Origin of the sequence: Vibrio intestinalis (assembly GCF_025195085.2) — a bacterium.
Lineage (GTDB): Bacteria > Pseudomonadota > Gammaproteobacteria > Enterobacterales > Vibrionaceae > Vibrio > Vibrio intestinalis.
Genome location: NZ_JANAVY020000014.1, coordinates 92,194 through 104,676, shown reverse-complemented (window position 1 = coordinate 104,676; position 12,483 = coordinate 92,194). Strand labels below are relative to the sequence as shown.

Below are 12,483 nucleotides of genomic sequence, written 5' to 3'. Positions count from 1 at the left end.
GTTAACTCGTTTCCGCTCGACTTGCATGTGTTAGGCCTGCCGCCAGCGTTCAATCTGAGCCATGATCAAACTCTTCAATTTAAGATTTTGTTCGGCTCAATGAATACTGAACATTACATAAGTAATGTTTGAATTGACTGTGCTGAATCTTTCGATTCAATGGTCACTTCGTTTCATTGAAACCTAATTTGATAGCTAAGCTATCTAATTGGATTATCATCAACGAGTGCCCACACAGATTGATAGGTTTATATTGTTAAAGAGCTTTGCTTTTCGAGAAGCTTTCTCTCAAAGCGGACGTGCATTTTAGCGATTCAGACTTCAGTGTCAAACACTTTTTTGAAGTTTTTTTGAATTTCTTTTTAATTCGAAACTCAATGCCAAATTGTTGCTTACGTCTTACTGACTCATCGCTGAAGCCTTGTGGCGTCTGCCGTGTCAGTGGAAGCGCATTATAGGGAGTTGGATTTCATTGGCAAGCCTTTTTGCAAAAAAAATTGAAAAAACTGCCCTTTCGTTGAAATTACCATCAAAGAGGCGAAAAAGAGGGCATTTTGCCCTCTTCTTTACCATTGAACTTCGCTATTACTAGATAAAAGCATAGGCATCAGCGAACATTCTGTCACTTCTTGCCTGTTTATTTTGAGTAAATTGTTCACGAGCAGCACCGGCCATTTCAAAACGACCTGCTATATAGATGTCATATTGCTCTAGTGATTCGAAGTCTCCTGATACGGCTTCTAATACATTACCCGTTTTACCAGCCCAATCTTCTGGCGCTTCTTCTACTACAGGTACAAACTGTACGTTATGGTATTTCGCAGCAATTTGCTCTAGTTCATCCTTCGCATACAGCTGACAGTTATCACGCGCACCCCAGTATAGATAGATAGGGTTTTGTTTTTGTTGCGCGACACAATGATCCAAGATTGAACGCACGTAACTAAAACCTGTACCGCCAGCGATAAGTAATAGAGGTCGTTCACTCTCTTCTTGAATCCACGCATCGCCGTGAGGTGCGTCAATCGTAACATCACCACCTGTTTCCAGTGCCGCTTTCATTGTTTCAACGACTTCTAATGCGTAAGCGTTATGCTCAGCTGCACCAATGTGTAGTTCTAACTCACCTTCATGGCGACAAGGGCTACTTGCGATGGAAAAAGGTCGTTTATCTTTCTCTCCCATTACTACCATCAAATATTGGCCTGCTTTAAAGGCTACTGGCGATTCAGGGTGAAGTAGAATGCGGAATGTATTACAAGCTAAAGGCTCTATCGACTTTACTTTACATTGGATACTCATAGTGTTCCTCTCGCTTACTCGTCCAAAGTAAGCACTAAATTACTTTCTATATAAGCTAGGCATGGAAACATCCAGCCTTGTTGTTGTTCTTTCTCTGTAAGCATTGGTTCTAAGTCGTAGATGACTTCGCCCGATACTTTTTTACACATACACATGGCACATGCACCTACCTGACACCGATGCGGCAAGCCTATATTATTGTTGAGCGCAGCTTGCAGCACGGTTTGTCCTGATAGGACTTCAAACTCTATGTTACTTGGCAGTAACCTTACCTTGGGCATTATTCAATTCCAAGTTTTGACCATAAGTCGTCAATTTTGGCTACTAACTCAGGATCTTTCTTAATAGGAGTACCCCACTCCCGTGTGATTTCTTCTGGTAACTTATTCGTTGCATCTAAACCAATTCGGCTGCTCTGCTGTTGGGTGGCCTTGAGCATAACGGTATCTCGGCTAGGATCCATACGAGTAGTAATTGCCCAGATTACATCATTCCAATCGGTGACATCGACATCATCATCACAAACTATGATGAACTTGAGATCCGATTGTTCTGACAAATAGGACCAAATTGAGTGCATGATTTGCTCACCTTGACCGGCTTGCTGCTTATCGATATTAACAATGGCCATTTGTCCTGCTACGGCACCTGCTGGGAAATGCAGTTGCTTGATTTCTGGGTGACGCTGCTGAATAGCGTATGCGTACTCTTCAAGATTAAGTAGTGGCGATTTAGATGGCTTAGTGCCTGCGAGTTGGAGCTCTGCATCCCACTTTTTGGTCGCATCCAGTCCCATTTTCGAGCCTAACCCAGCCACTGGAGAGGCAAAGTCCAAAGAGTCAATTGGCGTACTCTCAATCATCAAAGTATCTTTAACCGGATCCATATGACGCGTCATTGCACCAACCACTTCGCCCCAATCTCTTGCATTGACGGACTCATCACACACTACAACAAACTTGGTGTACATGAATTGTCGCAAGAAAGACCATACCCCCATCATTACTCGTTTGGCATGACCTGGGTATTGCTTCTTCAGCGTGACTACCGCCATTCGGTATGAACAACCTTCTGGCGGTAAGTAGAAATCTTCAATCTCTGGGAATTGCTTTTGCAAAATAGGCACGAACACTTCATTTAGCGCGACACCCAACACAGCGGGTTCATCTGGTGGACGACCGGTATAAGTACTGTGATAAATTGGGTCTTTACGCATAGTAATGTGAGTGATGGTAAAGACGTGGTGCTTTTCTTTCTCGTTGTAGTAACCAGTGTGATCGCCATATGGCCCTTCATCAGCGAACTCATTCGGATCGATAAAGCCTTCCATAACTATTTCAGCGCTGGCTGGCACTTCGAGATCATTGCTAACCGATTTCACCACTTGAGTTTTACTACCACGCAGCAAACCAGCAAATGCATATTCAGATAGAGTATCTGGTACAGGCGTCACCGCTCCTAATATGGTCGCCGGATCAGCACCAAATGCAACAGATACTGGGAATGGTTCACCTGGGTGGGTTTCCATCCAATCTCTTAAATCGAGCGCGCCGCCGCGGTGAGCGAGCCAGCGCATTATGATTTTATTTTTCGCTATCTTTTGCTGGCGGTAAATACCAAGGTTTTGGCGTTTCTTGTTTGGCCCTTTGGTTACCGTCAAACCCCAAGTAAGCAAAGGTGCGATATCATCTTGCCAACAACTCATCACTGGTATTTTATCAAGGTCAACTTGATCACCTTGCCAGATAATTTCCTGACAGGGCGCTTTGCGAAGTCGCTTAGCTGGCATGTTGAGCACTTGCTTAAATACAGGCAACTTATCTAGAGCGTCTTTGAAACCTTTTGGTGGCTCTGGCTCTTTTAAGTAAGCCAGTAACTTACCTACTTCTCTCAGTTCTTTGACTTGCTGCCTTCCCATCCCCATCGCTACACGCTCTGGTGTACCAAACAAGTTAGTCAGAACTGGATAGTCATAACCAATTGGATTTTCAAACAACAAAGCAGGCCCGCCAGCACGCAGTGTCCGGTCGCTGATCTCTGTCATTTCATAATGAGGGTCAATAGGGTGAGTAATGCGTTTCAACTTGCCTTGCTGCTCTAGCTGGCCGATAAAATCGCGCAGATCCTTAAAACTCATAGCACTCTGGTCGTTGATTAATCTACAGGCAGTATATCAAACAAACAGGGATCTCCGATCCCTGTTTTATGTGAGGATATTCAGGCAAGCTTGACTCTTTTAGTTACCGACCACAGAAAGAATGGCCTGACGTTTAACACTTTTATCAGTGTTAGCGAGCTCTCGTAACCAAGAGGAATATCCCTGATCCGCTAACTGACGTGCGATGAAATCAACTTCATCACTGCTAGACATTCGCGCAACCAAAAATTCACGCACTTCGGCACTCATTGGCTTAATACGCGTTAGCTCTTTCAGCGCAGTCTGCTTTAAGTTGGGATTCGCGACCGCATCCATCAATTGCTGAGCAGCAAACTCGTCGCCGACACTAGCCAAACGATTCAGCTCACGCTTGCTGTGTTGATCGGCTTTCATGCGCCACAACAAATGGTACATCTCTGGGTCTTCACTGACTTGAGCAAGCCGCACCACAACCGCCTTACTTGGTAACCAACTCACCACGCCTTGCTTGGTAAATTGTCCGGTCAAAAACTGCAAAGCCTCTGGGGATAAACTATCTAGCTCTCTGACTAACAGCTTTTCTCTGGCCTGAACTTGGTAATCTGTGCCCTTAAGCCAATCTTTCAGTAGCAGCTCTTTGCGCTCCGCTTGCATAACAAAATCTAGTGTGGCTTGGTCTTGCTTCCAGCGTTTCAGTAATCGACTGGCAATAGCAGGGTAATCAAACGCAGGCACACTGAATTCGTAGCCATCACCACGTTCTAAAACTTGATAGGTAGGAACTTTAGCGCGTTGCTCTTCAACAAACATCGCCATCTTAGGGGTAAGGATGACATTTTGTTGTTCAAGCTTTTGCAGCAATAGAAAGCGCACAACTTCTTGTTGTGGCAGCGCGAGGCGCTCTAAAGAAAAGTTAAGAGAATCGATATTGTCTTCTACGACATACTCTAGAAGCTCGGCAACTTTGCTGTGCATTGATTCACTCTGTAACCATTGCTCAGCGCGCTCGGGCTGCATCTCTGTTGCAGAGACGCTTGGTGCTCCTAATATCAAAAACGCAGATAGGAGAACCGACGACAACATTCCTTGTTGCATGTTAACCTCCTTGTAACATTTGCATCCATTGTGAAGCGATCACTTTTAGAATGCAAATAAAAACGCCACCGAAGTCGGTGGCGCTTTTAAGCTAATTCAATTACTGACGACGCATTGCATCAAAGAATTCATCGTTAGTCTTGGTCATTGCCAATTTATCGATTAGGAATTCCATCGCATCGATTTCGCCCATTGGGTGAACAATCTTACGTAGAATCCACATCTTCTGTAACTCATCGTTCTTAGTAAGAAGCTCTTCACGGCGAGTACCGCTGCGGTTGAAGTCGATAGCTGGGAATACACGTTTCTCTGCGATCTTACGGTTCAGGTGGATTTCCATGTTACCTGTACCTTTAAACTCTTCGTAGATAACTTCATCCATCTTAGAACCAGTATCAACCAGTGCTGTTGCTAGGATAGTTAGGCTACCGCCCTCTTCTACGTTACGAGCCGCACCGAAGAAACGCTTCGGACGATGTAGTGCGTTTGCATCTACACCACCAGTTAGTACTTTACCTGATGAAGGTACTACGGTGTTGTATGCACGCGCTAGACGAGTGATCGAGTCAAGCAGGATAACTACGTCTTTCTTGTGTTCTACTAGGCGCTTCGCTTTTTCGATAACCATTTCTGCTACTTGAACGTGGCGAGATGCTGGCTCATCAAACGTTGATGCCACTACTTCACCTTTAACTAGGCGTTGCATCTCAGTTACTTCTTCTGGACGTTCGTCGATTAGAAGTACCATTAGTTCACATTCAGGGTGGTTATAAGCGATGCTTTGCGCGATGTTTTGCAGCAGCATTGTCTTACCCGCTTTTGGCGGAGCAACAATCAGACCACGTTGACCTTTACCAATTGGTGAAGCAAGGTCTAGTACACGCGCTGTAATATCTTCAGTCGAACCGTTACCACGCTCCATCACCATACGCTCGTTTGCGTGCAGTGGCGTCAAGTTCTCAAATAAAATCTTGTTACGCGCGTTATCTGGCTTGTCATCATTAACTGTATTGACTTTAAGTAGAGCAAAGTAACGTTCGCCATCTTTAGGCGGACGAATTTTACCGGCAATTGAGTCACCCGTACGTAGGTTAAAACGACGGATTTGACTTGGAGATACATAAATATCGTCTGGGCCAGCAAGGTAAGAGCTGTCTGCACTACGTAAGAAACCGAAGCCGTCTTGAAGAATTTCTAGAACACCGTCACCAAAGATGTCTTCACCGCTTTTCGCGTGAGCTTTAAGGATGGCGAAGATGATGTCTTGCTTTCTTAGACGAGCTAGGTTTTCAAGGCCCAAGCTTTCGCCAAGTTTAACAAGATCAGACACAGGTCTGTTCTTCAATTCTGTAAGATTCATGGTAGTAGATACTTGTTTAGTCAAAATAGGATCTGTTTTTTTAGTTAAGATGGATTTGGTCACAGGATCGACCAAGAAGAGAATACTGTTTAATTAACGTGCGATAAATTAGCACTAAATAGTAGCCTAGTCTATCTTTTGTTGCCGTTCAAAAACAAAACCGTGCATTGGTTAAAATGCACGGCTTTATCTGACAGCGAGTTTTACAGGTTGGCGTCCAAAAACTCTTTTAGTTGAGTTTTAGACAACGCACCAACTTTAGTTGCTGCTACGCTACCATCTTTAAATAGAAGCAGCGTTGGAATACCACGGATGCCAAACTTAGGTGGTGTACCTGCGTTTTGGTCGATATTCAGTTTACCGATAGTGAGCTTGCCTTCGTATTCTTCTGCGATTTCGTCAAGAATAGGAGCAATCATCTTACAAGGACCACACCACTCTGCCCAAAAATCAACAAGAACCGGGCCTGCAGCGTTGATTACATCGTTTTCAAAACCGTCATCAGTTAGCTGCAAAATCTTATCACTCATCTTCCACTCCACTGTGTTTTTCAGAACTGGTTGGATGATAACCAGTATTAAGATGCTCTATTGGAATGTATTTACTTTCGTATTGCAAGCCTAAGCTGATATTCTATAGCAATGAAAAAGACGCACATCACAGAGCAAAAGTTCGCCGATTTGGGGTTACACCCCCAAGTTACAAAGGGTTTGGAGCAAAAAGGGTTCGAATATTGTACCCCGATCCAAGCCAAGGCGCTGCCGGTTATGCTCACCGGCCGAGACATTGCAGGCCAGGCCCAAACGGGTACAGGTAAGACATTAGCGTTCCTTACTGCTACTTTTAACCACTTATTGACCACTCCTGAACACGAAGGTCGTAAGCCAACTCAACCGCGCGCTATTATTATGGCACCTACGCGTGAGTTAGCGATTCAGATTTACAATGATGCTGAACCTTTGATTGCCAGCACAGGTCTGAAAGCCGCTTTAGCTTACGGTGGCGAGAGCTACGATAAGCAGGTAGCGAAGTTGGAAAAAGGCGTAGATATCTTAATTGGTACTACTGGCCGTATTATCGACTTCCACAAACAGAAGGTTTTCAACCTTAACCACATTCAAGTTGTGGTTCTGGATGAAGCTGACCGTATGTTTGATCTTGGCTTTATTAAAGACATCCGTTTCTTGTTCCGTCGCATGCCAGCACCAAACGAGCGTTTGAACATGTTGTTCTCTGCAACGCTTTCGTACCGTGTACAAGAGTTGGCTTTCGAACACATGAACGAGCCAGAGCCAGTTGTTGTTGAGCCAGAGCAAAAGACAGGTCACCGTATTCAGGAAGAACTGTTCTACCCTTCTAACGATGACAAAATGGCGCTGCTACAGACGCTTATCGAAGAAGATTGGCCAGATCGCGCCATCATTTTTGCTAACACAAAACATATGTGTGAGTCGATTTGGGGTCACCTAGCTGCAGACAAACACCGCGTTGGTCTATTAACAGGTGATGTTCCACAGAAGAAACGTGAGCGTATTCTTGACCAATTCACTCGTGGTGAAGTAGACATCCTAGTGGCAACTGACGTTGCAGCGCGTGGCTTACACATCCCACAAGTAACGCACGTATTTAACTACGACTTACCTGACGACTGCGAAGACTATGTACACCGTATTGGTCGTACTGGCCGTGCTGGTGCAAGTGGTCACTCGATCAGTTTCGCTTGTGAGCAATACGCGATTAACTTGCCTGGTATTGAAGAGTACATTGAGCACGCAATCCCTGTATCAGACTACGATTCGTCAGCTCTGATCCAAGATCTGCCTGCACCTGTTCGTCTACGTTCACGTAATAACCAACAACGTCGCACGAACACTGGTGGTTCTCGCAATAACAACCGCAGACCACACAACCGTTCTCGTCAACGTCAACAAAAGGATTCTTAAGTCGTCTATGAGTCAAGCCGTTTCATCTCCGCTTTACGCTGCTATCGACCTCGGGTCGAACAGTTTTCACATGCTCGTTGTGCGTCACATTGATGGCAGCGTTCAAACCATGGCGAAAATCAAACGCAAGGTTCGTCTTGCCGCTGGTTTAGACGAAAACAACGCGTTGAGCCAAGAAGCCATGCAACGGGGCTGGGACTGCTTGAGTCTATTTGCAGAGCGACTGCAAGATATCCCGAAGGAAAACATTCGCATCGTTGGTACTGCAACGCTGCGTACTGCGATCAATGTGGATGTTTTCCTAAATAAGGCGAATCAAATTCTTGGCCATGAGATTGAAGTCATTTCTGGTGAAGAAGAAGCTGCCACTATCTATAAAGGTGTTGCTCACACTTCCGGTGGCAGTGGCCGTCGTTTAGTGGTTGATATTGGCGGCGCCAGTACAGAGCTCATTATTGGCGAAGGTTTTGAGCCTAAAGCACTGACCAGCCTTAAGATGGGTTGTGTTACTTGGCTTGAACGCCACTTTAAAGATCGCCAATTGACCATCACCAACTTCAACAACGCGATTGAAGCAGCCAAGCAAACGCTGCAACCCATTCTTAAGCAATACACCGATATTGGTTGGGATGTGTGTGTGGGCGCTTCGGGCACCGTTCAAGCGCTGCAAGAAATCATGCTCGCGCAAGGTATGGATGAAGTGATTACCCATGCCAAACTAAAGCGTTTGCAAAAACAGGCGATGCTAGCGGATCATCTTGAAGAACTAGAAATTGAAGGCCTAACCCTTGAGCGCGCATTAGTGTTCCCAAGTGGTTTGTCTATTCTGATTGCTATTTTTGAACTGCTAGAAATCGACTCTATGACCTTAGCTGGCGGCGCACTACGTGAAGGCTTGGTGTACGACATGGTCGATGACTTAAAGCAAAGCGACATTCGCGCTCGCACTATCACTAGCGTGCAAAACCGTTACCAACTCGATGTGGCTTACGCTAATCAAGTTGCAACCCTTGCCCAGCGTCTGCTGTCTCAATGTGAACAAGACTGGATTACGGAAGCGCAAGGTGCAGTGATGCTCGATAGCGCAGCCAAGCTACATGAAATCGGCCTAACTATCGATTTCAAAAAAGGGGGGGAGCACAGCGCTTACCTGCTTCAGCATCTGGATTTACCGGGCTTCACACGAGCGCAAAAACACTTCTTAGGTGAGATAGCACGTCGCTACCGAGAGCAACTAAGCTCATTACCAGAGCAACACGCTCTATCAGGTACAAGCGGCAAACGAGTACTTCGCCTGCTACGTTTAGCGGTATTACTAACCCACCGTCGTAACCCAGAGTTAGAACCTGAGATCAGTTTAAGCTCGAATGGTGACAAACTGACATTAGCCATCTCAGCAAAGTGGCTGGCTAACAACCCGCTTACCGCGGCCGAGCTAGAAATCGAAGCTAACCGCCAAAGTGATATTGGTTGGCCGTTAACAATTGAAGCAAACTAACGCCTCTCTTGGTTAGCAAGAAACAAAAAGCCCGCTCAAATCTGAGCGGGCTTTCTTTTGTGCGTCTAGTTTAGACAAACCGATTAGTTTGCTGCGCCAACAGCTTTAAAGTCTGGATTAACGGCTGTGATTTTCTTAATGATGTAGTTAAGAAGCACACCGTACATAGGCACAAACAGGCCTAAGCTGATCACCAATTTGAAACCGTAATCAACCAATGCGATTTCCGTCCAGTGCTCAGCCATGAATGGATCTGGGCTTTGGTAGAACGCGATAGCAAAGAATGCCAGTGTATCTAATGCATTACCAAACAACGTCGAACAGGTTGGTGCTACCCACCACTGTTTCATTTGACGTAGACGGTTAAACACTTGCACATCCAGAATCTGACCAAGCAAGTAAGCCATGAAGCTCGCAATCGCAATACGTGCGACGAACAAGTTGAACTCGCCTAAATGTGCCAAGCCTTGGTATTGGCCTTCGAAGAAAATCACCGACAGTAAGTACGACACAGCCAATGCTGGCAACATCACCAAGAAGATGATCTTACGTGCTAATTGAGCACCAAAAATACGTACCGTTAAATCAGTCGCTAGGAAGATAAATGGAAAAGTGAATGCGCCCCAAGTGGTGTGCAAACCCATGATGGTAAAGGGAAGTTGTACCAAGTAGTTGCTTGAAGCAATAATAATAAGGTGGAAAAGCACCAAATAGAAAAGGGCGTTGCGCTGCTGCGCAGGGGTAAAGTTACTCATGCGATACCTTTTTAGTTTGGTTTGGGGGTGAGGGAACCCAAATCGAATCAACTCAATAGCACTAAGCCAATGAAGTGAACTCTTACCAACAATGTTAAAAAATAGAATTTACGCTCTATAAAAGAAGTGGGCGATTATACATTAACCAATTACCGCCGCAAGTAGTTCTATAAAAGGAAAACTTGAAAGGTCTTTATGGCAAATCGAAGCCTTTTTCGAACACGCTGGCGAGATAATCTAATTCTTGTTGGCTATCCATTCCGGCAAGCGATTCAAACCAAACACTTTCGCTGTAGTGCTCCGCTTTGAGAAACAACTGACACTCTTCAAAGTCAATCAACCACGAGTGAATATCGGCATCACACTGCTTCTCAATAATCTTAGCCGGTAAAGCTTGTACCAAACGTAGGCCTAATTGCGGGAAGTCATCAAAATCACATTGCGGGGTGCGAATGATAAGTCGACCTTGCTCGGCTTGATACTCAATTAAACCAAATTCCATTTACTTCACCTTTGTATGCTGGGTACTTTAGCCGTGATGGGTAATGTGCTCTTGAATCAAATCTAAGAATGGATCCGCGTATTTCTCTAGCTTACGTTGGCCAACACCACTCACGGCGAGCATCTCACCATAAGAGGTTGGTAGAATTTCCGCCATATCAATCAAGGTAGCATCACTGAACACAACATAAGGCGGTAAACCATCTTCATCGGCGATGGATTTACGCAATTTACGTAGCTTAGCAAACAGCTTCTTATCGTAGTTTTTACTCGATAGCTTATCTGATTTCGCAGCGCGAGCTGCGGTGTCTAAACGTGGCACAGCAAGCTCTAGTGACATTTCGCCACGCAGCAATGGCCTTGCTTCTTCAGTAAGCTGAAGCGTTGAGTTACGCGTGATGTTTTGGAATAACATGCCCTTGTGAATCAATTGACGGAAGATGCTCACCCAGTAATCGTGGCTATGATCGCGGCCAATACCATAAGTAGAGAGTTTATCGTGGCCATTCTCTCGCACGCGAATGTTTTGCATGCCACGCATCACTTCCACTACATAACCAATACCAAAACCTTGGTTAACTCGATACACACATGAAAGGGCTTTTTGCGCTTCTTCGGTGGCATCAAAGTGCTTGGGCGGATCTAAACAAATATCGCAGTTGCCACACTTCTCTTCACGGTATTCACCAAAGTAATTCAGTAATACCTGGCGACGACAAGTTTGTGCCTCAGCAAATGCACTCATCGCATTGAGCTTATGGCTTTCCACTTGCTTTTGTGGGCCATCGTCTTTTTCATCCAACATACGACGTAGCCAACTAATATCGGCTGGGTCATAAAGCATTACGGCTTCGGCTGGTAAGCCATCTCGCCCTGCTCTGCCCGTTTCTTGGTAGTATGATTCGATGTTACGCGGGATATCAAAGTGCACCACAAACCGCACGTTAGGTTTGTTAATCCCCATACCAAACGCCACAGTCGCTACGACGATTTGCAGATCATCACGTTGAAAAGCTTCTTGCACATAGGCTCGTTCATCGGCATCCATACCCGCGTGATAGCCAGCCGCTCGAATGTGGTTGTTGCACAGTTTTTCCGTCAGCATTTCGACTTTCTTACGGCTACCACAGTAGATAATGCCGCAGTTACCTTTCTGCGTATCAAGGTAACGGATGATTTGCGACACTGGCTTATGCTTTTCTAGCAAGGTATAGCGAATATTCGGACGGTCAAAACTGCCTAAATAGATATGCGGTTCGACCAATTGCAGACGACTGGTAATGTCTTTACGCGTTGCATCATCGGCGGTGGCCGTCAGCGCCATAAAAGGCACATGAGAGAATTGCTGTTTCAGTTGGCCTAACGCCGCATATTCTGGACGGAAATCGTGTCCCCACTGAGAAATACAGTGCGCTTCATCTACTGCGATCATACTTAATGGCAAACTATGCAGACGCTCGATGAAATCTCGCATCAATACTCGTTCTGGCGAGACATACACCAACTTAAGCACACCTGAGTTCATACGGTTATAAACCGAGATAAGCTCTTCACGCGACATGGTTGAGTTAATGCATTCCGCCGCTACACCATTGGCTTTTAGCTGATCGACTTGGTCTTTCATCAAAGAAATCAACGGTGAGATCACCAAGGTTAAGCCATCTAAAACCAGAGCAGGGATCTGATAACAAAGCGATTTGCCCCCACCGGTTGGCATGATGACTAAGCTATCTTGGCCTTCAATCGCTGCATCAATCACTTCTTGTTGCCCACTACGGAATGTTTGGTAGCCGAAAACCTGCTCCAACACACTTTGTGGCGTGTTTGTTGGCTGCGATTCGGTCTGGGCTAAAAGTGTCGATGTCATGTAGGGCTCAATTACTCAATGCTAG

Annotated in this window: 11 protein-coding genes, 1 rRNA gene and 1 pseudogene; 2 read left to right on the top strand and 11 right to left on the bottom strand. The window is 45.4% G+C overall.

Translation table 11 applies throughout. The annotated features are described in order from the left end of the window. The 8 genes and pseudogenes from MU515_RS16030 to trxA form a co-directional block, all read right to left on the bottom strand. Positions 1-81: ribosomal RNA gene (locus MU515_RS16030) — 16S ribosomal RNA — on the bottom strand; the annotation flags it as partial. Between the two features lie 507 nt (positions 82-588). Beyond that, the gene (fre, locus tag MU515_RS16025) at positions 589-1,302 is read right to left on the bottom strand and encodes an NAD(P)H-flavin reductase (protein ID WP_260261395.1); all 714 of its coding nucleotides are present in this window, start codon (positions 1,300-1,302) and stop codon (positions 589-591) included. Positions 1,303-1,316: 14 nt separating this feature from the next. Continuing rightward, positions 1,317-1,583 (bottom strand): 2Fe-2S iron-sulfur cluster-binding protein, encoded by a 267-nt coding sequence (locus MU515_RS16020; RefSeq protein WP_285892471.1) that lies wholly within the window; start codon positions 1,581-1,583, stop codon positions 1,317-1,319. Then, a complete protein-coding gene (locus tag MU515_RS20085; RefSeq protein WP_432816158.1) occupies positions 1,583-1,996 on the bottom strand; it encodes a UbiD family decarboxylase in 414 nt (137 codons plus the stop codon). Before MU515_RS20085 ends, MU515_RS16020 begins: the two co-directional genes overlap by 1 nt. A 59-nt stretch (positions 1,997-2,055) precedes the next feature. Next, a pseudogene (gene ubiD / locus MU515_RS16015) lies at positions 2,056-3,439 on the bottom strand (4-hydroxy-3-polyprenylbenzoate decarboxylase); the annotation flags it as partial. 99 nt (positions 3,440-3,538) lie between these two features. After that, complete coding sequence (locus tag MU515_RS16010; protein ID WP_260261393.1) at positions 3,539-4,534, bottom strand: hypothetical protein; 996 nt, start codon at positions 4,532-4,534, stop codon at positions 3,539-3,541. 100 nt (positions 4,535-4,634) lie between these two features. Beyond that, entirely contained in the window at positions 4,635-5,894 is a 1,260-nt protein-coding gene (rho, locus tag MU515_RS16005) for a transcription termination factor Rho (protein ID WP_005475035.1), read from the bottom strand. Between the two features lie 203 nt (positions 5,895-6,097). Continuing rightward, positions 6,098-6,424, bottom strand: coding sequence for a thioredoxin TrxA (gene trxA / locus MU515_RS16000; protein ID WP_260261392.1), 327 nt, complete (start codon positions 6,422-6,424; stop codon positions 6,098-6,100). A 111-nt stretch (positions 6,425-6,535) separates the two neighbouring features. On the opposite strand from trxA, the gene rhlB reads away from it, so the two are divergent. Further along, the gene (rhlB, locus tag MU515_RS15995) at positions 6,536-7,837 is read left to right on the top strand and encodes an ATP-dependent RNA helicase RhlB (protein ID WP_260261391.1); all 1,302 of its coding nucleotides are present in this window, start codon (positions 6,536-6,538) and stop codon (positions 7,835-7,837) included. A 7-nt stretch (positions 7,838-7,844) separates the two neighbouring features. Further along, positions 7,845-9,335, top strand: coding sequence for a guanosine-5'-triphosphate,3'-diphosphate diphosphatase (gene gppA, locus MU515_RS15990; RefSeq protein WP_260261390.1), 1,491 nt, complete (start codon positions 7,845-7,847; stop codon positions 9,333-9,335). An 83-nt stretch (positions 9,336-9,418) separates the two neighbouring features. Here gppA and MU515_RS15985 read toward each other — a convergent pair whose 3' ends face one another. From MU515_RS15985 to recQ, 3 genes are all read right to left on the bottom strand, one after another. Beyond that, positions 9,419-10,090, bottom strand: a complete 672-nt coding sequence (locus MU515_RS15985; protein WP_260261389.1) for a 7-cyano-7-deazaguanine/7-aminomethyl-7-deazaguanine transporter — start codon at positions 10,088-10,090, stop codon at positions 9,419-9,421. 193 nt (positions 10,091-10,283) lie between these two features. Then, positions 10,284-10,592 (bottom strand): DUF3630 family protein, encoded by a 309-nt coding sequence (locus MU515_RS15980; protein WP_260261388.1) that lies wholly within the window; start codon positions 10,590-10,592, stop codon positions 10,284-10,286. A gap of 27 nt (positions 10,593-10,619) precedes the next feature. After that, the gene (gene recQ, locus MU515_RS15975) at positions 10,620-12,458 is read right to left on the bottom strand and encodes an ATP-dependent DNA helicase RecQ (RefSeq protein ID WP_260261387.1); all 1,839 of its coding nucleotides are present in this window, start codon (positions 12,456-12,458) and stop codon (positions 10,620-10,622) included. Between the last annotated feature and the right edge of the window lie 25 nt (positions 12,459-12,483).